This is a genomic window from Pseudomonas sp. VEM90, assembly GCF_054611535.1.
In genome coordinates this window covers 1-24,664 of sequence record NZ_JBTRAR010000016.1, presented here as the reverse complement: position 1 = coordinate 24,664, position 24,664 = coordinate 1, and the positions used below count along the sequence as shown (strand labels likewise).

Here is a 24,664-nt window from a genome sequence, read left to right as displayed (position 1 = left end):
TATGCCATTAGCGCCATCGGTCGGCATCGGTCTGCGCGATCCTTGCATGCCAAAGGTTTGGCGCCGGGCTACTATCCAGCCTTTTGTACCAGACGATGGACCGCCCGATGCCCAGTTGTAGCCGCCTGTTGTTACCGTTGTACCTGCTTGCCTGCCTGCTGGCCCTGCTCGGGCTGGGGGGGCTCTGGTACGGGCTGGGCAAGCCGGTGCACCTGCCCGATGCGGCCAGCCCTGCGCACAAACTGCAATGCGCCTCGTACACGCCGTTCGACAAAGATCAGTCGCCTTATGACCAGCCGTTTCGCCTGCGACCGACGCGGATGGACGCCGACCTGGCGTTACTGGCCGAGCGGTTTCAGTGCATCCGTACCTATTCCATGAGCGGTCTTGAGGCAATCCCGGCGCTGGCACGCAAGCATGGCCTGAAGGTGATGCTGGGCGCCTGGGTGAACGCACACCCGGCCGACACCGAGAAGGAAATCAACCTGCTGATCGCCGCTGCCAACGCCAACTCTGACGTGGTCAGCGCGGTGATCGTCGGCAATGAGACACTGTTGCGCAAGGAGGTGACCGGTGCCCACCTGGCCAAATTGATCGCGCGGGTGAAGCGCCAGGTCAAGGTGCCCGTGACCTACGCCGATGTCTGGGAGTTCTGGCTGCAGCACCCGCAGGTGGCCCCGGCAGTGGACTTCCTGACCATCCATCTGCTGCCCTACTGGGAGGACGACCCGCGTGGCATCGACGATGCCTTGGCCCACGTTGCCGATGTGCGCCGTGTGTTCGGCACACGCTTCGCGCCCAAGGACATACTGATTGGCGAAACCGGCTGGCCCAGCGAAGGCCGCCAGCGTGAAACCGCGGTGCCCAGCCGGGTCAATGAGGCGCGCTTCATCCGTGGCTTTGTGGCCATGGCCGAGCGCAATGGCTGGCACTACAACCTGATCGAAGCCTTCGATCAACCTTGGAAACGCGTCAATGAGGGCGCAGTGGGGGGTTACTGGGGGCTATACGATGCGGACCGGCAGGACAAGGGCGTGCTCGAAGGGCCAGTGAGCAACCTGCATGACTGGCCGCAGTGGCTGCTGGCCAGCGCCGTGCTGATGGTGATCATGCTGGCGCTGGCCGGGCGCCCCGCTACACCGATGGCGGCCTTGCTGCTGCCATTGCTGGCGGCGTTTGGCGCCGCTTGCCTGGGCCTGTGGGGCGAGTTGATGCGTACTCATGCGCGCTTTGCCGGGGAATGGTTGTGGGCACTGATGCTGGCCGGGCTGAACCTGCTGGTGCTGGCCCATGCGTTGTTGGCGCTGGCGCGGCGGGCCGGCTGGCGTGAGCGCTTGTTCACCTGGCTTCAGGTGCGAGCCGGCTGGCTGTTGCTGACGGCGGGCTTTGCTGCGGCGGTGAGCATGCTGGCAATGGTGTTCGACCCGCGCTACCGCAGCTTCCCCAGTGCGGCCCTGGCGTTGCCGGCGCTGGTGTATGTGCTGTGGCCGGTGCGGGCACGGCGGGCGGAGGTGGCGTTGCTGGCATTCATCGTCGGCGCCGGAGTGGCGCCGCAGTTGTTCGTGGAAGGGCTGGAGAACCAGCAGGCCTGGGGCTGGGCGGTGGTGAGTGTGCTGATGACGGCGGCGTTGTGGCGCAGCTTGCGGATGCGCCAGGCTTGATACTGCATATCCCTCAAGCCCAGCGCGGACCTTGTGTGGCCTTGTGTCGCGAAAGGGGCGCGCAGCGGCCCCAGCAATTTTTGCTGTGAAGCTTTAACCCTGCCTTTCGCGACACAAGGCCGCTCCCACAGGTACGCGCAGCTGCTTACAATGGCGGTTGCCTGACCAGGCGCAACCCCGCCAGTACCAGCGCAAACACCGCAATGCTGGCGGTGTACAGCACCAGCGCCGGCACCGCGAACACCAACGCCAACACTGCCAGCCACCAGCCGGCACGCGCGGAAACGAACTGGGCCAGTAATGCAAGGCCCAGCCCGCCCCAGGCCATTACCTGATAGTGAATGCCCAACCCCAGCAGCGAACGCACCTCGCACTGCCAGTACGCCGTCGGCACTGCGCACAGCCCTACCCACTGGCCATCCTCCATGAGGCCGTAACGCACGCCATAACTGGCCGCAAGCCAGAGCCCCAGAAACAGCACCAGCAACGCCGTCGGCAGCGAGCGAGACATCCTGTTCTCCAATAGCGGTAATCGAAAGCATCCATGATCGCTTATGCCCGGTTGTAAGGCAAAATCACACACCGGCAGCTATGTTGCAGATAGCAAGTACGCCAAAGACCACCGCAGCGGGCAACTTTGCCCGCCTGGTTGTGGTCCTAGCCTGCACACTGCTCGACCTTGCGTTCTTTTGGGGGATTACATGCTTCGATCTTTGCGCCTCGCTGCCCTGCTCGGTAGCCTGCTCATGGCTGTGGCCGCTTCAGCGCGGGATATCGACGCTGCCAGCTATGGCTACCCTTTGACCAACCCGTTCGAGGCGACCATCGCCACCACCCCGCCGGACAAGCGCCCTGACTTGCCCAGCGACGATGAAATCAATCAGTCCGATTACAGCCTGAACTTGCGCCCGGAACGTGAGTTCACGTTGCCCGACAACTTCTGGGCAGTGAAGAAGCTCAGGTACCGCCTGGCTCGCCAGGATCGCGAAGCGCCGCTGATCTTCATCATCGCCGGCACCGGCGCGCCCTACAGCAGCAGCATCAATGAATACCTGAAAAAGCTGTTCTACCAGGCCGGCTTCCACGTGGTGCAACTGTCATCGCCCACCAGCTATGACTTCATGAGTGCAGCCTCACGCTTTGCCACCCCCGGTATCAGCCAGGAAGACGCCGAAGACATGTACCGGGTGATGCAGGCCGTGCGCGCCCAGCATCCACGCCTGCCGGTCAGTGACTTCTACCTCACCGGTTACAGCCTGGGTGCGCTCGACGCCGCCTTCGTCAGCCACCTGGACGAGACCCGCCGCAGCTTCAACTTCAAGCGTGTGCTGCTGCTCAACCCACCGGTCAACCTCTACACCTCGATCAACAACCTCGACAAGCTGGTGCAAACCCAGGTCAAGGGCATCGACCGCAGCACCACGTTCTATGAGCTGATGCTGGAAAAACTCACCCGCTACTTCCAGGACAAGGGCTACATCGACCTGAACGACGCCTTGCTGTACGACTTCCAGCAGTCGCGCCAGCACCTGTCCAACGAACAGATGGCCATGCTGATCGGCACCTCGTTCCGCTTCTCGGCAGCCGACATCGCCTTCACTTCCGACCTGATCAACCGCCGCGGCCTGATCATTCCGCCGAAATTCCCGATCACCGAAGGCAGCAGCCTCACGCCGTTCTTCAAGCGCGCCCTGCAGTGCGACTTCGACTGCTACATGACCGAACAGGTGATTCCGATGTGGCGCGCCCGCACCGACGGCAACAGCATCCTGCAATTGGTCAACCAAGTCAGCCTGTATGCCCTGGAAGACTACCTGCGCAGCAGTGACAAGATCGCCGTGATGCACAACGCCGACGACGTCATTCTCGGCCCGGGCGACATTGGCTTTTTGCGCAAGGTGTTCGGTGACCGGCTGACGCTCTACCCCCATGGCGGCCATTGCGGCAACCTCAACTACCGCGTCAACAGTGACGCCATGCTGGAGTTCTTCCGTGGTTAACAAACTCCTCTTCGCCACTGCCCTGCTTGCCGCTGGCCACACCCTGGCCGCCGAAACCGCCCCACGAGCCAGCGTGGTCGAAGCCGACCCACAGGTGAGCAGTACCGCGCCCCTGGCGCCCGAAGCCGATGGCTTCCTCGACCCGCTGCGTGAGCTGAAATTCAACCCTGGGCTGGACCAGCGCGAATTCGAGCGCTCAACCTTGGCGGCGCTTAACGTGTACGACCCGCTGGAGTCGATCAACCGGCGCATCTATCACTTCAACTACCGACTGGACCAATGGGTGCTGCTGCCGCTGGTGAATGGCTACCAGTATGTCACTCCAAGTTTCGTGCGCACGGGGGTGAGCAACTTCTTCAACAACCTTGGCGATGTGCCGAACCTGTTCAACAGCGTGTTGCAGCTCAAAGCCAAGCGCTCTGCAGAAATCACTGCGCGACTGATGTTCAACACGATTATCGGCGTGGGTGGGCTGTGGGATCCGGCGACCAGCATGGGCCTGCCGCGCCAGAGCGAAGACTTTGGCCAGACCCTGGGCTTCTATGGCGTGCCGGATGGGCCGTACCTGATGCTGCCGGTGCTAGGCCCATCGAACCTGCGCGATACCACCGGGCTGGTGGTGGACTATGCGGGAGAGCAGGCAGTCAACTACCTGAACGTGGCTGAAGTCAGCAGCGACCACCCGGAAATCTTCGCCTTGCGCGTGGTGGACAAGCGCTATACGACCAAATTCCGCTATGGCCAGCTCAACTCGCCGTTCGAATATGAAAAGGTGCGGTATGTGTATACCCAGGCGCGCAAGTTGCAGATAGCCGAATAAGCCTGCTGCGGCCCTTTCGCTCCTGCACAGGTATTACACAAACTTGTAGGAGCGGGTTCACCCGCGAAAGGGCCCACACAAGCAACATCACCCCCCCAGGAACTCGCAAAGCTCGCGCTTCTTGGCCAGGGCATCGCGCCGCCCCAACTCGATCAGTTCACTGCAATAGCTGGCCTCGAACAGCAAATAGCTCAGCACCCCCGCCCCGCTGGTGCGCGTCGCCCCCGGCCCACGTAAAAACAGGCGTAACGCCGCCGGCAACTCGCGGCGGTGCCGAGCGGCAATCTCGTCCAGCGGCTGACTGGGTGCCACCACCAGTACGTCAATCGGGGCCAGCCCCAGGCGCCGGGCATCCAGGTGCGCTGGCAACAGCCCGCTCAAGTGGTTGAGGCGCTGCAGCAGTTCGATATCGTCTTCCAGGCTGTCAATGAACGTACTGTTGAGCATGTGCCCGCCGATCTGCGCCAGGCTCGGCTGCTGCCCGCTGAACACACGCTGGGGCGGCAACGGTGGCGCTGGCCGCTGCGGGTTTCCGCTGACCCCGACCACCAGCACGCGGCTGGCCCCCAGGTGCAAGGCCGGACTGATCGGCGCCGATTGGCGCACTGCACCGTCGCCGTAATATTCACCGCCTAGTTGCACCGGGGCGAACAGCAGCGGGATCGCCGCGCTGGCCAGCAGGTGGTCGATGGTCAACGGTGCAGGTACGCCAATACGCCGGTGACGCAACCAGGCCTCGATGGTGCCGCGGCCTTGGTAGAAGGTCACCGCCTGGCCAGACTCGTAGCCAAAGGCGGTCACTGCCACGGCGCGCAGTTGCTCGGCGGCCAAGGCGTGGCCGATGCCATCCAGGTTCAGGTGCGTTTGCAGCAGGCTGCGCAAAGGGCTGCTGTCGAGCAACGCCACGGGGGCCTGGCCACCCAGCCCCAGCAGGTTGTGGCCGACGAAACGGCTGGCCTGGCGCACGACCCCGGGCCAGTCGCTGCGGATGACCAGATGGCTGCGGAAATTCTGCCAGAAGGCAGTGAGCCGCTGCACGGCGTCGTTGAAGTGCACGGCACCACTGGCCAGGGTGACCGCGTTGATGGCCCCGGCGGAGGTGCCGACGATGACCGGGAACGGGTTGTGCGCGCCGGCGGGCAGCAACTCGGCGATGCCCGCCAGCACGCCAACCTGGTAGGCGGCGCGGGCGCCGCCGCCAGACAGGATGAGACCGGTTACCGGGGGTGGAGCCATGGAGTCCTTCCTGGGGTCAAGGTGCTTTCATGCCCGGCCTCTTCGCGGGTAAACCCGCTCCCACAGGGCAATATGCAGAACCTGTGGTAATCCTGCAGGAGCGGGTTTACCCGCGAAGAGGCCAGGCCTGCTTACAAGGTTCAGCGCTTTTTCTTGTCATACAGCCGCGGCGCCCCTTCGGGCCGCGACTTGAACCGACGGTGCGCCCACAGGTACTGCTCGGGGCACTCGCGCAACACGCTCTCGACCCACCGGTTGATGCGCAGGCAATCGGCCTCTTCGCTTTCACCGGGGAAATCCGCCAGCGGCGGGTGGATGACCAGCCGATAGCCGCTGCCATCCTCCAGACGCTTCTGGGTGAACGGGATCACTTGCGCCTTCCCCAACCGGGCGAACTTGGTAGTGGCCGTTACCGTCGCTGCCGGGATGCCGAACAGCGGCACGAAGATACTTTGCTTGGCGCCGTAGTCCTGGTCCGGTGCGTACCAGATCGCCCGGCCCGAACGCAGCAGCTTGAGCATGCCGCGCACGTCTTCGCGCTCCACCGCCAGCGAGTCGAGGTTGTGCCGCTCGCGGCCGCTGCGCTGGATGAAGTCGAACAGTGCATTGCCGTGTTCGCGGTACATGCCGTCGATGGTGTGCTGCTGACCGAGCAGCGCGGCGCCGATTTCCAGGGTCGTGAAGTGCACCGCCATGAGGATCGCGCCCTGCCCCGCCTGCTGGGCGGCCTGCAGGTGCTCAAGGCCCTCGATATGGGCCAGGCGCGCCAGCCTTGCCTTGGGCCACCACCAGCTCATGGCCATTTCGAAGAAGGCGATGCCGGTTGAAGCGAAGTTGGCCTTGAGCAAACGCTGCCGTTCGTCGACAGACAGCTCCGGGAAGCACAGCTCCAGGTTACGCGCGGCGATGCGTCGACGTTCACCGGCGACGTGATACATGACGGCGCCCAGCACGGCACCGATCTTCAGCAGCACCCGGTACGGCAACTGGACTACCAGCCACAGCAGGCCCAGGCCCAGCCACAGGCCCCAGAACTTGGGGTGAAGGTAATAGAGACGAAAACGCGGGCGTTCCATTGAAGCATCCGGAAAGACAAAGGCCGCGCATTCTACAACGGATCAGCGCATGTTGCGGGCAACCGGTGTTCTCGTTATAAGTCAGGGCACTTTTTTCGCAACAAGCCGTCTATGCAGACCATGAGCCCAAACCACACACCCGACACCGCCTCCGTGTTCCAGCTCAAGGGCAGCATGCTCGCCATTACGGTACTGGAACTGGCACGCAATGACCTTGAAGCCCTCGACCGCCAGTTGGCGGCCAAAGTCGCCCAGGCCCCTAACTTCTTCAGCAATACACCGCTGGTGCTGGCGCTGGACAAGCTGCCGGCCGACGAAGGGGCGGTCGACCTGCCCGGCTTGATGCGGATTTGCCGACACCACGGCCTGCGTACCCTGGCCATCCGCGCCAACCGCATCGAGGACATCGCCGCTGCCATCGCCATCGACCTGCCGGTGCTGCCGCCGTCAGGGGCCCGCGAACGGCCGCTGGAGCCCGAGCCCGAGGTGGTCAAAAAGCCCGAACCGGCCCCGGCGCCACCACCGCCCCCCGAACCCGAGGTGCGCCCGACCCGCATCATTACTTCGCCAGTACGCGGTGGCCAACAGATCTATGCTCAGGGGGGGGACCTGATTGTTACCGCCTCGGTCAGCCCAGGTGCGGAACTTCTGGCCGATGGCAACATCCATGTGTACGGCGCCATGCGTGGCCGCGCCTTGGCCGGCATCAAAGGCAACACCAAGGCGCGTATCTTCTGCCAGCAGATGACCGCCGAAATGGTCTCGATCGCCGGCCAGTACAAGGTTTGCGAAGACCTGCGCCGGGATCCACTGTGGGGGACCAGCGTGCAAGTCAGCCTGTCTGGTGACGTGTTGAACATCACCCGTCTTTAACGGATACTTGCCAGCATTTTTAGAGCAACTTTTTTACCGTTGCCTTTATTTAGCTATTTCAGTTTTTTGCAGGGACAAGTGTCCCGACTATTTTTAGGGGTGAAACACCTTGGCCAAGATTCTCGTGGTTACTTCCGGCAAGGGGGGTGTGGGCAAGACCACTACCAGCGCCGCCATTGGTACCGGCCTCGCACTGCGCGGCCACAAGACCGTCATTGTCGACTTCGACGTGGGCCTGCGTAACCTCGACCTGATCATGGGCTGCGAACGCCGCGTGGTGTACGACTTCGTCAACGTGGTCAACGGTGAAGCCAACCTGCAACAGGCCCTGATCAAGGACAAGCGCCTCGAGAACCTGTACGTGCTGGCCGCCAGCCAGACCCGTGACAAGGACGCGCTGACCCAGGAAGGCGTGGAAAAGGTACTGATGGACCTGAAAAAGGACTTCGAGTACGTCATCTGCGACTCGCCGGCCGGTATCGAAAAAGGTGCTCACCTGGCCATGTACTTCGCTGACGAAGCCATCGTGGTCACCAACCCGGAAGTGTCGTCGGTACGTGACTCCGACCGCATGCTGGGCATTCTGTCGAGCAAGTCGCGCCGCTCCGAAAACGGTGAAGAGCCGATCAAGGAGCATCTGCTGATCACCCGCTACCACCCAGAGCGCGTCGTCAAAGGCGAAATGCTGAGCGTGGCCGACGTGGAAGAAATCCTGTCGATCAAGCTCAAGGGTGTGATCCCGGAGTCGCAGGCCGTCCTCAAGGCGTCCAACCAAGGTATCCCGGTCATTCTCGATGACCAGAGCGATGCCGGCCAGGCCTACAGTGATGCGGTCGACCGCCTGCTGGGCAAAGAGAAGCCGATGCGCTTCATCGATGTACAGAAGAAGGGATTCTTCGAGCGCATTTTCGGGAGCAAATAAACCATGAACCTTTTTGACTTCTTTCGTGGCAGACAGAAACAGACCAGCGCGTCGGTAGCGAAAGAGCGTCTACAGATCATCGTGGCGCACGAGCGCGGCCAACGCAGCGAACCGGACTACCTGCCCGCACTGCAGAAAGAACTGCTGGAAGTGATCCGCAAATATGTGAACATCGGCAACGATGATGTGCATATCGAGCTGGAAAACCAGGGCAGCTGCTCGATTCTCGAGCTGAACATCACCCTGCCGGATCGCTGATCCGCGTAGTCGACAACTTGGGGCTGCCTTGCAGCCCTTCGCGGGCAAGCCCGCTCCTACAGGGGAACGCATATCCTTTGTAGGAGCGGGCTTGCCCGCGAAGGGCCGCAAAGCGGCCCCAGCGTTTAACGCTATTTTCGTGAGACCTGCAATGCCGCTGTCGAATGTCCAGATCCTCTTCGAAGACGCTGCCATCCTGGTGATCAACAAACCGACCCTGCTGCTGTCGGTCCCTGGCCGTGCCGAGGACAACAAGGACTGCCTGATCACCCGCCTGCAGGAAAACGGCTACCCCGATGCGCTGATCGTGCACCGTCTGGACTGGGAAACCTCCGGCATCATCCTGCTGGCCCGCGATGCCGACAGCCACCGCGAGCTGTCGCGCCAGTTTCACGACCGTGAAACGGAGAAAGCCTACACCGCACTGTGCTGGGGCCAGCCGGCGCTGGACAGCGGCAGCATCGACCTGCCGCTGCGCTACGACCCACCGACCAAACCACGGCATGTGGTGGACCACGAGCAGGGCAAGCACGCCCTGACCTTCTGGCGTATCGTCGAGCGCTGCGGCGATTACTGTCGGGTGGAGTTGACACCGATTACCGGGCGTTCGCACCAGTTGCGCGTGCACATGCTGTCGATCGGGCACCCGCTGCTGGGTGATCGGCTGTATGCCAACCCGCAAGCCCTGGCGGCCCATGAGCGGCTGTGCCTGCATGCCTCGATGCTGAGCTTCACCCACCCGGTGTCCGGGCAGCGGTTGAAGTTCGAGTGCCCGGCGCCGTTCTGATTTCGCAGGGCCTGTACCGGCCTCTTCGCGGCTAAAGCCGCTCCCACAGGGACCGCGCTGCTCTCAGGGGCTGTGTAATACCTGTGGGAGCGGCTTTAGCCGCGAAGATGCAGACACAAATTGTCGACATTCTGCGTTAAACTCGCGCCACTGCTGTCTGGAGTGAGCTATGCGCGATGCACTGAATACCGGCCTTATCGACTTTCTCAAGGCCTCCCCCACGCCCTTCCATGCCACCGCCAGCCTGGTCCAGCGCCTTGAAGCGGCCGGCTACAAGCGCCTGGACGAGCGCGACAGTTGGGACCCCGAGGGTGGCGGCCGCTACTACGTCACCCGCAACGATTCTTCAATCATCGCCATCAAACTGGGCAAGCAGTCGCCGCTGCTCAATGGCATCCGCATGGTCGGCGCCCACACTGACAGCCCGTGCTTGCGGGTCAAGCCTCAGCCCGAGCTACAGCGCCAAGGTTTCCTGCAACTGGGCGTGGAAGTGTATGGCGGCGCGTTGCTGGCACCCTGGTTCGACCGCGACCTGTCGCTGGCCGGCCGCGTCACCTACCGCCGTGACGGCAAGGTCGAAAGCCAGCTGATCGACTTCAAGCTGCCAATCGCGATCATCCCCAACCTGGCGATCCACCTGAACCGCACCGCCAACGAAGGCTGGGCAATCAACCCGCAGAACGAGCTGCCCCCCATCCTCGCCCAAGTGGCCGGTGACGAACGCATTGACTTCCGCGCCCTGCTCACCGAGCAACTGGCCCGCGAGCACGAATTGATCGCCGACGTGGTGCTGGACTACGAGCTCAGCTTTTACGACACGCAGGACGCCGCGCTGATCGGCCTGAATGGTGACTTCATCGCCGGCGCCCGCCTGGACAACCTGCTGTCGTGCTACGCCGGTTTGCAGGCCCTGCTGGCCGCCGACAGCGACGAAACCTGTGTACTGGTGTGCAACGACCACGAAGAAGTCGGCAGTTGCTCGGCCTGCGGTGCCGATGGCCCGATGCTGGAGCAGACCCTGCAGCGCCTGCTGCCCGGTGGCGACACCTATGTGCGCACCCTCCAGCGCTCGCTGATGGTGTCGGCCGACAACGCTCACGGCGTGCACCCCAACTACGCCGACAAGCATGACGGCAACCACGGGCCGAAGCTCAACGCCGGGCCCGTGATCAAAGTGAACAACAACCAGCGTTACGCCACCAACAGCGAGACGGCCGGGTTCTTCCGCCACTTGTGCATGGCCGAGGAAGTACCGGTGCAGAGCTTTGTGGTGCGCAGCGACATGGGCTGTGGCTCGACCATCGGGCCGATCACCGCCAGCCACCTGGGTGTGCGCACGGTGGATATCGGTTTGCCGACCTTTGCCATGCACTCCATTCGCGAGCTGTGCGGCAGCCATGACCTGGCGCACCTGGTGAAGGTACTGACCGCGTTCTACCGTAGCCGCGAGCTGCCTTGATGTAAGCAGGCCTGGCCTCTTCGCGGGTGAACCCGCTCCTACGGGGTTGTGCGGTCCCCGTAGGAGCGGGTTCACCCGCGAAGAGGCCAGGCCTGCTTGCACATGCTCAAGGTCAATCACGCCTCGTTTGCCAAGCGCTATGCTTGTTATATGGCCCCACTGCAAAAGGATTGCTGTCCATGTCCCCGTTCCTGTCTCTGTTCGTGCCGGTGTTCCTGTTCCTGATGCTGCTGACCATCGGCTTCAGCATGCGCGAACGCAACATCGGTGTACTGATGATGTGGATCGGCACCTTGGGTATTTTCGGCCTCACCTGCTGGAAGATCCTCGAGAAACTGCCGACATAAACCTCTACACTCGGTCAATCGTTTGACCTGAGGTAGATTTTCCAGTGCCTGCCCTCCTGCGTTACCTGTTCCTGCTGCTGTTGCTTTTCATTGCCCCGGCACAAGCGGCGGGCCTGCCTGGCCTGCTGGGCGGCAGCGCGCCCGCCCAGCCAGAGGCCACCGAGCCGCTGGGCAAATCGCTGGACGAGGTGATCAAGAACCTCGAAAACGACCAGCAACGGGCCAAGCTGCTGGCCGACCTGAAAAAACTGCGCGACGCCACCCGGCAATCGCAACCCAGTGTTGAACAGGGTGTGCTCGGCCTGATCGGCGGTGCCCTGCATGACTTTGAAAAACAGTTCAGCGGCGATGCCAGTCCATTCCACCGCTGGGCTGCGGAAATCGAACAGGCCCAGGCCGAACTGACCGAACTGATGGTGCCCGTGCACCAGTGGCCGGCGATCCTGTTCGGTTTTGCTGCAGTGATTGCCGTGTGGAGCGTGCTGGCCTACGCCTTCAACTGGGTCGGCCATCGGGTACGCCTGCGCTTTGGCCTGAGCGAAGAACTGCCACAGCACCCGCGTACCTGGGACCTGGTGCGCTTTGCCTTGCGCAAGCTCGGCCCATGGTTGGTCGCGCTGGTGTTCACGGTGTACCTGAGTTTCGTGCTGCCGCCATCGCTGGGCAAATCCCTGGCCATGGTGCTGGCCTACGCCCTGGTGGTCGGTACCTGCTTTTCGGCCATTTGCGTCATCGCCTTTTCCTTGCTGGACGGCCCACACCGCCACCGTGCCCTGCACATCCTGCGGCGCCAGGCGTTTCGCCCGTTGTGGCTGATCGGCAGCTTCGCCGCGTTTGGCGAGGCGATGAGCGATCCACGCATGCTGGTGGCCCTCGGTACCCACCTGGCCCACGCCCTGGCGACCTTGGCCAATGTGATTGCGGCGCTGTGCACCGGGTTGTTCATCCTGCGCTTCCGCCGCCCGATCGCCCACCTGATCCGCAACCAGCCACTGTCGAGGCGCCTGACCCGACGCACCCTCAGCGATACCATCGAGATCCTCGGCAGCTTCTGGTTCATTCCAGCGCTGATCCTTGTAGCCATTTCGCTGTTCGCCACCTTCGTCTCCGCCGGCGACACCAGCACCGCCCTACGCCAGTCGCTGATGTGCACGGTGCTGGTGGTGGTGTGCATGGTGCTCAACGGCCTGGTGCGCCGCCATACTGCCAACCCCAAGCGGGCCAGCAAGCGCCAGGCGGTGTACACCGAGCGCCTGCGCAACTTCGGCTACCTGCTGGTGCACCTGTTCATCTGGCTGGTGTTTATCGAGTTGGGCCTGCGCGTGTGGGGCGTGTCGATGATCAGCTTCGCCGAGGGCAACGGCCATGACGTCAGCCTGCGCCTGCTGGGCCTGGCCGGTACGCTGATGGTGGCCTGGCTGGTGTGGATCCTTGCCGACACCGCCGTACACCATGCCCTGGTGGGCTCGCGCCGGGGGCTGGCCAACGCCCGCGCGCAAACCATGATGCCGTTGATCCGCAACGTGATGTTCGTGGTCATCTTCATCATCGCGGTCATCGTCGCACTGGCCAACATGGGCATGAACGTCACCCCGCTGCTGGCCGGTGCCGGTGTGATCGGCCTGGCCATCGGTTTTGGCGCGCAGTCGCTGGTGGCCGACCTGATCACCGGCCTGTTCATCATCATCGAGGATTCGCTGGCCATCGACGACTACGTGGATGTCGGCGGCCACCTGGGCACGGTGGAAGGGTTGACCATTCGTACCGTGCGCCTGCGCGACATCGACGGCATTGTGCATACCATCCCGTTCAGCGAGATCAAGAGCATCAAGAACTACTCGCGGGAGTTCGGCTACGCGATCTTCCGCGTGGCAATCCCGCACAGCATGAACATCGACCAAGCGATCACGCTGATTCGCGAAGTGGGGCAGAAGCTGCGCAATGACCCGCTGATGCGCCGCAACATCTGGTCGCCGCTGGAGCTGCAGGGGGTGGAGAGCTTCGAGTCAGGCTCGGCGATCTTGCGGGCGCGCTTCAAGACCGCGCCGATCAAGCAGTGGGAGGTGTCGCGGGCGTTCAACCTGGCCTTGAAGCGGCAGCTGGACGAGGCCGGGCTTGACCTGGCGACGCCGCGATTGTCGGTGCAAGTGGTGACAGCCGGTGGGGGTGGGATGACGGAGGCCAGTTCGTAGGAGCGGGTTTACCCGCGAAGAAGGCAACACCTCATCCAGCCTGGGCACGAATGCGGATCGCATCATGCCGCCAATACTCGAGGTCGCAGTCGATCAAGTGCCCATGCTGGTCACTGTTGACCCGGGTAATGTGCAAGCCCGGGCTGCCCGCCGACACTTTCAAGGCACTGGCCGCCTCCACCGGCAACGCTGTCGGCAGGATCTCGAAGCACACCTGCCCGTATTCGATGCCATACACGCGCCCATAAACCTCGGTCAGTGACTGCGCCAGGTCGTGTTCGAGAATGCCGGGAAAGTACCGGGGGTTGAGGTAGTGCTCGGCATACAGCACCGCCCGCCCGTCAATCCGCCGTAACCGGCAGACGCGCACCACGCTGGACAACGCCGGCAGCTGCAAGCGTGCACAGATGGCAGCCGAAGCCGGCTGCAGCCTCGCCGACAGCAGTTCGGTGCTGGCCACCCGCCCCTGATCGCGCACCATGGCATGGAAGTGGCTGCGCTCGATCAGGTCATAGGTCAAGCGCTGCGGCGCAACGAACCAGCCTCGGCGCTCTTCGCGGTAGATCAAGCCTTGGGCCTCAAGCTGCACCAACGCCTCACGCAGGGTAATGCGCGTGGTGTCGAACACCTCGCTGAGCCGCCGCTCGGCCGGCAGCTTGCCTCCCGGCGCCAGCAGGCCATGCTCGATCTGCTCCTGCAGGGCATGGCAGATGGCTGTTACCGCACGCGGGGGCGTCGACTGCATCAAAAGGTTACCTATCTGGACTAGTCCAGCCCCATCACAGGGCAGATTGAGAATAGTGCAAGCCTATGCAGGGCTGATGAACATCCTGTGACAAAGGCTTGTGCCAGGTACTGCCAGAAACGCGCCAAGCCAGAAGAACCGGGGCGATTACCTGGTCTACGCTGTAGCTTCAGGGCCCTCACCGGCCCCCTCCCTACATCAAACTGTCACGCAAGCGGCCTACCTTGGCTCAAGGTTTGCTGACCTAGACCAAAGGTGCCAGTCAAAGGCTTGCAACGGCTTTACCCAGAACAACGATCGTAAAGGCACCCACCCAAAGGAGCTTCGGATGAAAAAGTTCTTCATGGCGTCACTGCTCGGTTCGGCCATCGCGTTGTGTACCACGGCCATGGCCGCTGGCACTGACCTCAAGGCCCTGGAAGACGCCGCCCGCAAGGAAGGCACTGTCAACAGCGTGGGCATGCCCGACGCCTGGGCCAACTGGAAAGGCACCTGGGAAGACCTGGCCAGCAAGTACGGACTCAAGCACAGCGACACCGACATGAGTTCGGCCCAGGAACTGGCCAAGTTCGAAGCCGAGAAGGACAACGCCAGCGCCGACATCGGTGACGTGGGGGCCGCCTTCGGCCCGATCGCGGTGACCAAGGGCGTCAGCCAGCCTTACAAGCCAAGCACCTGGGACCAGGTGCCGGAATGGGCCAAGGACAAGGACGGCCACTGGGCGCTGGCCTATACCGGGACCATCGCCTTCATCATCAACAAGGACCTGGTCAAGGAAGAGGAACGGCCGAAAACCTGGCATGACCTGGAAAAAGGCAAGTACAAGGTCGCCATCGGTGACGTCGGCACCGCCGCCCAGGCCGCCAACGGCGTGCTGGCTGCGGCCATCGCCTACAAAGGTGACGAGCAGAACATCCAGCCAGGCCTGCAGTTGTTCACCAAGCTGGCGCAGCAGAAGCGCCTGTCACTGGCCAACCCGACCATCCAGACCCTGGAAAAGGGCGAAGTGGAAGTTGGCGTAGTGTGGGACTTCAACGGCCTGAGCTACCGTGAACAGATCGACCCCAAGCGTTTTGAAGTGCTGATCCCGTCGGACGGAACGGTGATCTCCGGCTATACCACCATCATCAACAAGTATGCCAAGCACCCCAATGCGGCCAAGCTGACCCGTGAATACATCTTCAGCGACGCCGGGCAGATCAACCTGGCCAAGGGCCATGCGCGGCCGATCCGGGCCGAGCACCTGAAGCTGCCGGCGGATGTGCAGGCCAAGCTGCTGCCCAACGACCAGTACGCTGCCGCCCAGCCGATCAAGAATGCCGAAGCCTGGGAAGCCACCTCGAAGAAACTGCCGCAGATGTGGCAGGAGCAGGTGATCATCGAGATGGAGTAAGGGGCTGGGCTTTGTAGCGCCTGATCCGGCCCTTTCGCGGGTAAACCCGCTCCTACACAGGGATACGCGATACATGTAGGAGCGGGTTTACCCGCGAAGATGCCAACGCGGTTCATGACTGGAGAAAACATGCAACACAACGTCATCCTGGTCCTGCTCGACGGCCTCAACTACCAGGTCGCCCACCATGCGATGGGCCACCTGCACGCCTACGTCGAGGCCGACCGTGCCGCGCTGTACCGCGTGGAATGCGAGCTGCCATCGCTGTCGCGGCCGCTGTACGAATGCATCCTCACCGGCGTGCCGCCAATCGACAGCGGCATCGTGCACAACAACATCAACCGCCTGTCCAACCAGCGCAGCGTGTTTCACTACGCCCGCGAGGCCAACCTGGGCACCGCGGCGGCGGCCTATCACTGGATGAGCGAGCTGTACAATCGCTCGCCCTTCGACCCGCAGCGCGACCGCCACACCCACGCGCCGAAGCTGCCGATCCAGCACGGGCTGTTCTACTGGGACGACCGTTACCCCGATTCGCACCTTCTGGCCGATGGCGAGTACCTGCGCCGCCGTCACGCCCCCAACTTCCTGCTGGTGCACCCGATGAGCGTTGACGACGTGGGTCACCGCCACGGCCTGGACAGCAGCCAGTATCGCAATGCTGCACGCAGCGTCGACATCCTGCTGGCCGACTACCTGCCCGGTTGGCTCGAAGAGGGCTACCAGGTATTGGTCACCGCCGACCACGGCATGAACAACGACCGTTCGCACAACGGCCTGCTGGCTGAAGAACGTGAAGTGCCGCTGTTCGTCTTCGGCGACGCCTTCAGCCTGGACCCGGCCGCCAAACCACTGCAGACCGAACTGTGCGGCACCATCTGCGAGCTGCTGGGCGCCGCGCACGACAAGACGGTTTGCCGGGAGCTACTGAAGTGAGTGGCGGCATACGTGGCCGCTACCTGGCCCTGCTCTGCCTGCTGCCGTTCGCCGTGTTCTTCGTCATCTTCCAGGTCGCCCCACTGGCCTGGGTGGCGATCAACAGCCTGCAATCGGAAGCCGGCTGGGGCATCGACAACTTCAGCAAGGTGTTCGCCTCCAAGTTCTACCTGCAGGCGTTGCAACGCAGCCTGGAAATCAGCTTCTGGTCGAGCGTGTTCGGCATCGTCATTGCGACCCTCGGCGCCTACTCGCTGCGCCAGGTGGACTCGAAGCTGCGCGACTTCGTCAGCGCCTTCGCCAACATGACCAGCAACTTTGCCGGTGTGCCGCTGGCCTTTGCCTTCATCATCCTGCTCGGCTTCAACGGCGCGCTGACCCTGCTGCTGAAGCAAGTTGGCCTGCTGGAGGACTTCAGTATCTATTCCAAAAGCGGGTTGATCCTGGTGTACACCTACTTCCAGATCCCGCTGGGCGTATTGCTGCTCTACCCCGCCTTCGACGCCCTGCGCGAAGACTGGCGCGAGTCAGCCGCGCTGCTGGGCGCCAACCACTGGCAGTACTGGCGGCACATCGGCCTGCCGGTGCTGGCCCCGGCGCTGCTGGGCACTTTCGTCATCCTGCTGGCCAATGCCCTCGGCGCCTACGCCACCGTGTACGCACTGACCACCGGCAACTTCAACGTACTGCCGATCCGCATCGCCGGCCTGGTGGCGGGCGACATCAGCCTCGATCCGAACCTGGCCAGCGCCCTGGCAATGGTGCTGGTGGGGCTGATGACGCTGGTCACGGTGGTGCATCAATGGCTGCTGAAAAGGAGCTACCATGCGCGCTGACATCCGTTCCGGCGGCTGGTACCACCGCCTCGTGGTCTACCTGCTGTTCCTGATCCTGCTGCTGCCCCTGGCCGGCACCCTCCTCTACTCGCTGGCCACCAGCTGGTCGGCGACCCTGCTGCCCAGCGGCCTGACCCTCAAGTGGTATGCGGCGCTGTGGAGCGAGCCGCGCTTCCTTGCGGCCTTCGGCCAGTCGCTGCTGGTGTGCGTAGGTGCACTGCTGCTGTCGGTGGTGCTGATCTTGCCACTGCTGTTCGTGGTGCATTACCACTTCCCGCGGCTCGACGCGCTGATGAACATCCTCATCCTGCTGCCATTCGCGGTGCCGCCAGTGGTGTCGTCGGTGGGGCTGCTGCAGCTGTATGGCAGCGGGCCGATGGCCATGGTCGGCACACCGTGGATCCTGATCGGCTGCTACTTCACCATCGCCCTGCCGTTCATGTACCGGGCCATCACCAACAACCTGCAGGCCATCAACCTGCGCGACCTGATGGACGCCGCGCAGCTGCTCGGCGCCAGCACCTGGCAGGCCGCACTGCTGGTGGTGCTGCCGAACCTGCGCCAGGGCCTGATGGTGGCAGTGCTGCTGTCGTTCTCGTTCCTGTTCGGCGAATTCGTGTTTGCCAACCTGCTGGTCGGCACCCGCTACGAGACCCTGCAGGTGTACCTGAACAACATGCGCAACAGCAGCGGCCACTTCAACAGCGCGCTGGTGATCTCCTACTTCGCCTTCGTGCTGGTACTGACCTGGGTCGCCAACCGCCTGAACAAGGACAAGACCTGACATGAGCTTCGTCAGCGTACAGAAACTACAGAAAAGCTACGCCGGCAGCCCGGTGTTCGAGAGTATCGACTGCCACATCGAACGCGGCGAATTCGTCACCCTGCTCGGCCCGTCCGGCTGCGGCAAGTCCACCCTGCTGCGTTGCATTGCCGGGCTGACCCCGGTGGACAGCGGGCAGATACTGCTCGACGGCCAAGACATCGTGCCGCTAAGCCCGCAAAAGCGTGGCATCGGCATGGTGTTCCAGAGCTACGCGCTGTTCCCTAACATGACCGTGGAGCAGAATGTTGCCTTTGGCCTGCGCATGCAGAAGGTCAAGGCCGACGAAAGCCAACTGCGGGTACACGAGGTGCTGGCGCTGGTGGAGCTGGGCAAGTTCGCCGGGCGCTACCCGCACCAGCTTTCCGGTGGCCAGTGCCAGCGCGTGGCCCTGGCACGCTCACTGGTCACCCGCCCGCGCCTGCTGCTGCTCGACGAACCGTTGTCGGCGCTGGATGCGCGTATCCGCAAGCACCTGCGCGAGCAGATTCGCGCCATCCAGCGCGAACTGGGGCTGACCACCATATTCGTCACTCACGATCAGGAGGAAGCGCTAACCATGTCCGACCGCATCTTCCTGATGAACCAGGGGCGCATCGTCCAGAGCGGCGATGCCGAAACCCTCTACACCGCTCCCGTGGACCTGTTTGCCGCCGGCTTTATCGGCAACTACAACCTGCTCGACGCCGACAGCGCCAGCCGCCTGCTGCAGCGCCCGGTGGCCAGCCGCCTGGCGATCCGCCCGGAGTCGATCACCCTTGGCGAGCACGGCGAGCTGGACGCCGAGGTGCGCAGCCACAGCCTGCTGGGCAACGTGATCCGCTACCGGGTGCGGGTGCGCGAAGTGGAGCTGGTGGTCGATGTGCTCAACCGCTCGCCGGCCGACCTGCACGCGGACGGGAAACGGGTAAGCGTGTCGATCGACCCCACTGCGCTGCGGGAAGTGGCTTAAGGAGACTCAACACCATGGCACTGGCAATTTTCGATCTGGATGAAACCCTGATCCACGGCGACTGCGCCTCACTGTGGAGCGAGCAGATGGCCCGGTTGGGCTGGGTCGACGGCAAGGATTTCCTGCGCCGCGACCATGAACTGATGGAAGCTTATGGCAGGGGCCACCTGCAGATGGAGGACTACATGGCCTTCAGCCTGGAGCCGATTGCCGGGCGTACCCTGGAAGAAGTCGAGCACCTGGTGGCACCGTGGGTCGAAGAAGTGATCGAACCGATCATCTACGGTGACGCCTGCCGCTGCATTGCCGAGCACCGCAAGCGTGGGGATCGCATCCTGATCATTTCCGCTTCGGGTACGCATCTGGTCGGGCCGATTGCCGCGAGACTGGGCGTGGATGAATACCTGGCCATCGAGCTGGAGGCAGTGAACGGGGTGTACACCGGCAAGACCCTCGGGGTGCTGACCTATCGTGAGGGCAAGATCACTCGCTTGCTGGAGTGGCTGGATCAGGAGCAGGAAAACCTGGAAGGCGCGAGTTTCTATTCCGATTCGAGGAATGACTTGCCGTTGCTATTGAAGGTGGATCATCCGCATGTGGTGAACCCGGATGCGGTGTTGCGCGAGCATGCCGAGATCAATGGGTGGCCGATTCTGAGCTGGAGCTGAAGGTTTTTGTGGGTTGTGCCGGCTTCTTCGCGGGTAAACCCGCTCCTACATCGCACAGTGTTCAAATTGTGGCGATCTCAATGCAGGTGCGGGTTTACCCGTGAAGGGGCCTGGCCGGCTTACACCAGGCTAGGGTCGATCACCATCACCAGCTTGCCCGACACCTGATTGGTCTCCAGCTCGGCATACGCCGCCTGGGCAAACTCCACCGGATAGGTATCGACCAGCTGCGGCGACAAACGCCCCTCGGCAAACAGTGGCCATACGTGCTGCTGCAGTTCGCTCAGCAGCTCGGCCTTGAAGCCGTCGTCACGGTTGCGCAGGGTGGAACCGGTGATTTCCAGGCGCTTGCCCAGCACTTGGGCCAGGTCCAGCTCAAACTTGCGTCCGCCCATCAGGCCGATGATCACCCAGCGACCGTCGCGGGCCAGCAGTTTGAGGTTCAGCTCACCGTAGCTAGCGCCCACCGGGTCGAGAATCACGTCGAACGGGCCAAAACCTTCCAGCTCGTCCAGGTTCTCGTTACGGACCACACCACCCGCAGCGCCCAGCGCTTGGCAGTAGGCCAGACGATCCTGCGAACCGACGCTGACCCATACCGGGCTGCCGAACGCCTTGCACAGCTGGATGGCGGCCGAGCCAACGCCACTGGCGCCGGCGTGCACCAGCACCTTCTCGCCAGCCTTCACCGCACCGAGCTGGAAGATGTTCAGCCAGGCGGTGGCATACACCTCCGGCAGCGCTGCCGCCTCATGCAGGCCAAGGCCTTCGGGTACCGGCAGGACGTGACGGGCATCGACCACCACTTCCTCGGCCATGGCGCCGCTGGCCAGCAGGGCGCAAACGCGGTCACCCACGCGCCAATCGGCACCAGCCCCCACCTCTTCAATCACCCCGGAACACTCCAGTCCCATGTACGGGCTGGCACCTGGTGGTGGCGGGTACAAACCTTTCATCTGCAGCAGGTCGGCGCGGTTCAGCCCCGCTGCGGCCACGCGAATGCGCACTTGGCCCGCGTCACAGGTCGGGCGCTCGGCCTCGACCCACTCCACATGTCCGTCAACGCCTTGCAATGCCTTCACAGTGCCTCCATAGTTGAATCATGACTGGGCCTGAGGTCGCTTACCTCAGGCCTTTTGCAGTATTTGCCCGGCTCCATGGAACCGGCAACGGAAAAGACGGCCTACTATGCGTGATCAATTGCCTCCACGTCGAATCAGCATGAAGCATTTCCTTCCAAGCACCGCACTGGCTGTGATGATCGGCCTGGGCAGCCTCACGCTCGGCGGCAATGCGGCGGCCGCCAACAAGTGGGACAGCCTGCAGCCCGACCGCGACGAGATCGTCGCCAGCCTCAACGTGGTGGAATTGCTCAAGCGCCACCACTACAGCAAGCCACCTCTGGACGATGCCCGTTCGGTCATTATCTACGACAGCTACATCAAGCTGCTGGACCCGGCGCGCAGCTACTTCACCGCTGCCGACATTGCCGAATTCGATAAATGGAAAAGGCAATTCGACGATTTCCTCAAGAGCGGCAACCTGGACCCGGGCTTCACCATCTACAAACGCTACCTCGACCGCGTCAAGCAACGCCTGGACTTCGCCCTGGCCGAGCTGAACAAGGGCGTGGACAAGATGGACTTCACCACCAAGGAAACCTTGCTGATCGATCGCAAGGACGCACCGTGGATGAAGAACCAGGCCGAGCTCGACGACTTGTGGCGCAAACGCGTGAAAGACGAAGTGCTGCGCCAGAAGATCGCCGGCAAGGAACCCAAGCAGATCCAGGAAACCCTGATCAAGCGTTACAAGAACCAGCTCGCGCGCCTGGATCAGACCCGTGCCGAGGACATCTTCCAGGCCTACATCAACACCTTCGCCCAGTCCTACGACCCACACACCAACTACCTGTCGCCGGACAACGCCGAGAACTTCGACATCAACATGAGCCTGTCGCTCGAAGGCATCGGTGCGGTGCTGCAAAGCGACAACGACCAGGTCAAGATCGTGCGCCTGGTGCCGGCAGGCCCGGCAGCCAAGACCAAGCAGGTGGCCCCGGCCGACAAAATCATCGGCGTAGCCCAGGGCAACAAGGAAATGGTCGACGTGGTGGGCTGGCGCCTGGACGAAGTGGTCAAGCTGATCCGTGGCCCAAAAGGCTCGGTGGTGCGCCTGGAAATCATCCCGGCCAGCAATGCACCTAGCGACCAGACCAGCAAGATTGTGTCGATCACCCGTGAAGCGGTGAAGCTTGAAGAGCAGGCGGCGAAGAAGTCGGTGCTCAAGCTCAAGCAGGACGGGCGTGACTACAAGCTGGGCATCATCGAGATTCCAGCCTTCTACCTGGACTTCAAGGCCTACCGTGCGGGCGACCCGGAGTACAAGAGCACCACGCGTGACGTGAAGAAGCTGCTCACCGAACTGCAAAAAGAAAAAGTCGATGGCGTGGTCATCGACCTGCGCAACAACGGCGGCGGCTCGCTGCAGGAAGCCACCGAGCTGACCAGCCTGTTCATCGAAAAAGGCCCGACCGTGCTGGTGCGCAATAGTGACGGCCGCGTCGACGTGCTGGAAGACGAAAACCCGGGGGCCTTCTACAAGGGCCCGCTGGCACTGCTGGTCAACCGCCTGTCGGCCTCGGCATCGGAGATCTTCGCCGGTGCCATGCAGGACTACCACCGCGCGCTGATCATCGGTGGCCAGACCTTCGGCAAAGGCACCGTGCAGACCATCCAGCCGCTCAACCATGGCGAGCTGAAGCTGACCCTGGCCAAGTTCTACCGCGTTTCCGGGCAGAGCACCCAGCATCAGGGGGTACTGCCGGACATCGACTACCCATCGATCATCGACACCAAGGAAATCGGCGAGAGCGCCCTGCCAGAGGCCATGCCGTGGGACACTATCCGCCCGGTGGTCAAGCCTGTGGCCGATCCGTTCAGGCCGTTCCTGGCCCAGCTCAAGGCGCAGCATGAGGCACGCAGCGACAAGGATGCCGAGTTCACCTACATCCGCGACCGCCTGGCCCTGACCCAGAAGCTGATGAACGAGAAAACCGTCAGCCTCAACGAACAGGAACGCCGCGCCCGCCACGACAGCATCGAGACCAAGCAACTGGCGCTGGAAAACATCCGCCGCAAGGCCAAGGGTGAAGAACCGCTGAAAGAGCTGAAGAAAGAGGACGAAGACGCTCTGCCGGTCGAGGATGAAAACACCAAGCCGGAAGACGACGCTTACCTTGCGGAAACCGGTCGCATCCTGATCGACTACCTCAGTGCCAGCACCAAGGTGGCCAAGAAGTAAGGCACCTCAGCAATGATGGCAGAATAATGCGACCTGTCATCAAACAGTCATCGTGCTGTCGTGAAATATGGGGGCCGGGCATGTAGATGCCCGGCCTTTTCATTTTCAGGAATACATCATGACCGTTGCCGAACAGCTCAGTGCCTTGAGTGCCATCCTGGCTCAACGCAGTATTCACAGTCTGTTCCAGCCTATCGTGTGCCTGAGTGAACATAGGGTGTTCGGCCATGAGGCGCTGAGCCGTGGTCCGTCCAACAGCCCGCTGCATGCGCCGCTCAACCTGTTTACCATCGCCCGCCAGGCCGGCCGCCTGACCGAGCTGGAAGCCGCTTGCCGAGAAAGCGCCTGCCGACGCTTCAGCGAGCAGCAACTGCAGGGCAAACTGTTTCTCAACATCTCGCCCGAATCGCTGCTGGAGCCGCACTACCCTTCTGGCCTGACCCTGAAACTGCTCGAACAGGTTGGCCTGCCGCCCAGCCGGGTGGTGATCGAGTTGACCGAGCACACGCCCACCGACGATTTCCAGCTGCTGTCCAATGCCCTGCACCACTATCGCGACATGGGCTTCTCGATTGCCATCGACGACCTGGGCGCGGGATATTCCAGCCTGCGCCTGTGGTCGGAGCTGCGCCCCGAATACGTGAAGATCGACCGGCACTTCATTGACGGCATCCACCGTGACCCGCTCAAGCGCGAGTTTGTTGGCTCCATTCTGCAGATCGCCCGAGCGTCGAAGGCACAGGTGATTGCCGAGGGCATCGAGCTGGCGGAAGAGCTGGCGGTGCTGGTGGAGATGGGCGTGGACCTGGTGCAGGGCTACTTGTTAGGGCGGCCACAGGAGATGGGGGTACGCGACAGCGGGCTTTTACCAGCACTGACGCAGGTGCCACTGGCTGAACAACCGACAGTGCACTTGAATGCCACGATCGGGCAGCTGCTGGAGCTATTTGGCCGATACCAGCACCTGGAGGCATTGGAAGTGGTGGATGCCGATGGCAGGGGGTGCGGGTTGATTCACAGGGATGCGCTGCCTGTGCCGGCCTATTCGCGGGTGAACCCGCTCCTACAACAGCCTGATTCCAACCCCCGATGTGTGCCCACCACCGTGGTAGGAGCGGGTTTACCCGCGAATACGGTGGCGGCGGCAACGGTGAACGGCGGATGGATATTGGCCAGCAGGACCGGCCTCTTCGCGGGTGAACCCGCTCCTACACGACGGCCTGAGTCCGACCCCAGATGCGTGTCCACCACCGATCTGCGTAGGAGCGGGTTTACCCGCGAATACGGTGGCGGCGGCAACGGTGAACGGCGGGTGGATATTGGCCAGCAGGGCCGGCCTCTTCGCGGGTGAACCCGCTCCTACACGACGGCCTGAGT

At 62.7% G+C, this 24,664-nt stretch carries 22 protein-coding genes and 1 pseudogene; 18 read left to right on the top strand and 5 right to left on the bottom strand.

The features are described 5' to 3' along the window. The first annotated feature begins 95 nt into the window (after positions 1-95). Entirely contained in the window at positions 96-1,661 is a 1,566-nt protein-coding gene (locus ACYCCG_RS16305) for a glycoside hydrolase family 17 protein (protein ID WP_459671142.1), read from the top strand. 145 nt (positions 1,662-1,806) lie between these two features. On the opposite strand, the gene ACYCCG_RS16300 is transcribed toward ACYCCG_RS16305, so the two are convergent. Next, on the bottom strand, positions 1,807-2,172 hold the full coding sequence (locus ACYCCG_RS16300) for a hypothetical protein (RefSeq protein WP_176685028.1): 366 nt from the start codon (positions 2,170-2,172) through the stop codon (positions 1,807-1,809). A 190-nt stretch (positions 2,173-2,362) separates the two neighbouring features. On the opposite strand from ACYCCG_RS16300, the gene ACYCCG_RS16295 reads away from it, so the two are divergent. Then, positions 2,363-3,661 (top strand): alpha/beta fold hydrolase, encoded by a 1,299-nt coding sequence (locus ACYCCG_RS16295; RefSeq protein WP_176685027.1) that lies wholly within the window; start codon positions 2,363-2,365, stop codon positions 3,659-3,661. A gap of 73 nt (positions 3,662-3,734) precedes the next feature. Then, positions 3,735-4,481, top strand: a complete 747-nt coding sequence (locus tag ACYCCG_RS16290) for an MlaA family lipoprotein (RefSeq protein ID WP_370844494.1) — start codon at positions 3,735-3,737, stop codon at positions 4,479-4,481. Between the two features lie 87 nt (positions 4,482-4,568). On the opposite strand, the gene ACYCCG_RS16285 is transcribed toward ACYCCG_RS16290, so the two are convergent. Beyond that, the gene (locus tag ACYCCG_RS16285) at positions 4,569-5,717 is read right to left on the bottom strand and encodes a patatin-like phospholipase family protein (RefSeq protein ID WP_176685025.1); all 1,149 of its coding nucleotides are present in this window, start codon (positions 5,715-5,717) and stop codon (positions 4,569-4,571) included. A 140-nt stretch (positions 5,718-5,857) separates the two neighbouring features. Beyond that, positions 5,858-6,793, bottom strand: coding sequence for a lipid A biosynthesis lauroyl acyltransferase (locus ACYCCG_RS16280; RefSeq protein ID WP_209964125.1), 936 nt, complete (start codon positions 6,791-6,793; stop codon positions 5,858-5,860). Between the two features lie 111 nt (positions 6,794-6,904). On the opposite strand from ACYCCG_RS16280, the gene minC reads away from it, so the two are divergent. From minC to ACYCCG_RS16245, 7 genes are all read left to right on the top strand, one after another. Next, positions 6,905-7,666: a septum site-determining protein MinC gene (gene minC / locus ACYCCG_RS16275; RefSeq protein ID WP_021782475.1), complete on the top strand. Its 762-nt coding sequence runs from the start codon at positions 6,905-6,907 to the stop codon at positions 7,664-7,666. A 109-nt stretch (positions 7,667-7,775) separates the two neighbouring features. Beyond that, a complete protein-coding gene (gene minD, locus ACYCCG_RS16270) occupies positions 7,776-8,588 on the top strand; it encodes a septum site-determining protein MinD (RefSeq protein ID WP_003252574.1) in 813 nt (270 codons plus the stop codon). A 3-nt stretch (positions 8,589-8,591) separates the two neighbouring features. Continuing rightward, positions 8,592-8,846: a cell division topological specificity factor MinE gene (gene minE / locus ACYCCG_RS16265; protein ID WP_003252572.1), complete on the top strand. Its 255-nt coding sequence runs from the start codon at positions 8,592-8,594 to the stop codon at positions 8,844-8,846. A 151-nt stretch (positions 8,847-8,997) separates the two neighbouring features. Beyond that, complete coding sequence (locus ACYCCG_RS16260) at positions 8,998-9,633, top strand: RluA family pseudouridine synthase (protein ID WP_003252569.1); 636 nt, start codon at positions 8,998-9,000, stop codon at positions 9,631-9,633. A 169-nt stretch (positions 9,634-9,802) separates the two neighbouring features. Continuing rightward, on the top strand, positions 9,803-11,092 hold the full coding sequence (locus tag ACYCCG_RS16255; RefSeq protein ID WP_209964122.1) for a M18 family aminopeptidase: 1,290 nt from the start codon (positions 9,803-9,805) through the stop codon (positions 11,090-11,092). 179 nt (positions 11,093-11,271) lie between these two features. Beyond that, complete coding sequence (locus ACYCCG_RS16250; RefSeq protein ID WP_016501052.1) at positions 11,272-11,439, top strand: hypothetical protein; 168 nt, start codon at positions 11,272-11,274, stop codon at positions 11,437-11,439. Between the two features lie 44 nt (positions 11,440-11,483). Then, positions 11,484-13,631, top strand: coding sequence for a mechanosensitive ion channel family protein (locus tag ACYCCG_RS16245; RefSeq protein ID WP_459671138.1), 2,148 nt, complete (start codon positions 11,484-11,486; stop codon positions 13,629-13,631). Positions 13,632-13,662: 31 nt separating this feature from the next. Here the strand turns inward: ACYCCG_RS16245 and ACYCCG_RS16240 are convergent, their stop codons facing one another. Next, the gene (locus ACYCCG_RS16240; RefSeq protein ID WP_176685021.1) at positions 13,663-14,376 is read right to left on the bottom strand and encodes a UTRA domain-containing protein; all 714 of its coding nucleotides are present in this window, start codon (positions 14,374-14,376) and stop codon (positions 13,663-13,665) included. 328 nt (positions 14,377-14,704) lie between these two features. Here ACYCCG_RS16240 and ACYCCG_RS16235 point away from each other — a divergent pair, with 328 nt between their 5' ends. The 6 genes from ACYCCG_RS16235 to ACYCCG_RS16210 all read left to right on the top strand — a co-directional run bounded on the left by ACYCCG_RS16235 (position 14,705) and on the right by ACYCCG_RS16210 (position 19,984). Beyond that, complete coding sequence (locus tag ACYCCG_RS16235; protein ID WP_401100966.1) at positions 14,705-15,769, top strand: ABC transporter substrate-binding protein; 1,065 nt, start codon at positions 14,705-14,707, stop codon at positions 15,767-15,769. A 129-nt stretch (positions 15,770-15,898) separates the two neighbouring features. Beyond that, complete coding sequence (locus tag ACYCCG_RS16230; RefSeq protein ID WP_003252558.1) at positions 15,899-16,705, top strand: alkaline phosphatase family protein; 807 nt, start codon at positions 15,899-15,901, stop codon at positions 16,703-16,705. Then, on the top strand, positions 16,702-17,541 hold the full coding sequence (locus ACYCCG_RS16225; RefSeq protein WP_103469327.1) for an ABC transporter permease: 840 nt from the start codon (positions 16,702-16,704) through the stop codon (positions 17,539-17,541). The genes ACYCCG_RS16230 and ACYCCG_RS16225 overlap by 4 nt, the downstream gene beginning before the upstream one ends. Next, positions 17,531-18,325, top strand: a complete 795-nt coding sequence (locus ACYCCG_RS16220) for an ABC transporter permease (RefSeq protein ID WP_176685019.1) — start codon at positions 17,531-17,533, stop codon at positions 18,323-18,325. Before ACYCCG_RS16225 ends, ACYCCG_RS16220 begins: the two co-directional genes overlap by 11 nt. Position 18,326: 1 nt before the next feature. Then, positions 18,327-19,316 (top strand): ABC transporter ATP-binding protein, encoded by a 990-nt coding sequence (locus ACYCCG_RS16215; protein ID WP_176685018.1) that lies wholly within the window; start codon positions 18,327-18,329, stop codon positions 19,314-19,316. A 14-nt stretch (positions 19,317-19,330) separates the two neighbouring features. Further along, positions 19,331-19,984 (top strand): HAD family hydrolase, encoded by a 654-nt coding sequence (locus tag ACYCCG_RS16210; RefSeq protein WP_176685017.1) that lies wholly within the window; start codon positions 19,331-19,333, stop codon positions 19,982-19,984. 119 nt (positions 19,985-20,103) lie between these two features. Here ACYCCG_RS16210 and ACYCCG_RS16205 read toward each other — a convergent pair whose 3' ends face one another. Then, on the bottom strand, positions 20,104-21,066 hold the full coding sequence (locus tag ACYCCG_RS16205; protein ID WP_176685016.1) for an NAD(P)H-quinone oxidoreductase: 963 nt from the start codon (positions 21,064-21,066) through the stop codon (positions 20,104-20,106). Between the two features lie 139 nt (positions 21,067-21,205). Between ACYCCG_RS16205 and ACYCCG_RS16200 the strand changes: the two genes are divergently transcribed. After that, complete coding sequence (locus tag ACYCCG_RS16200; protein ID WP_176685015.1) at positions 21,206-23,287, top strand: carboxy terminal-processing peptidase; 2,082 nt, start codon at positions 21,206-21,208, stop codon at positions 23,285-23,287. A gap of 118 nt (positions 23,288-23,405) precedes the next feature. Next, positions 23,406-24,356, top strand: a pseudogene (locus ACYCCG_RS16195) (EAL domain-containing protein); the annotation flags it as partial. Between the last annotated feature and the right edge of the window lie 308 nt (positions 24,357-24,664).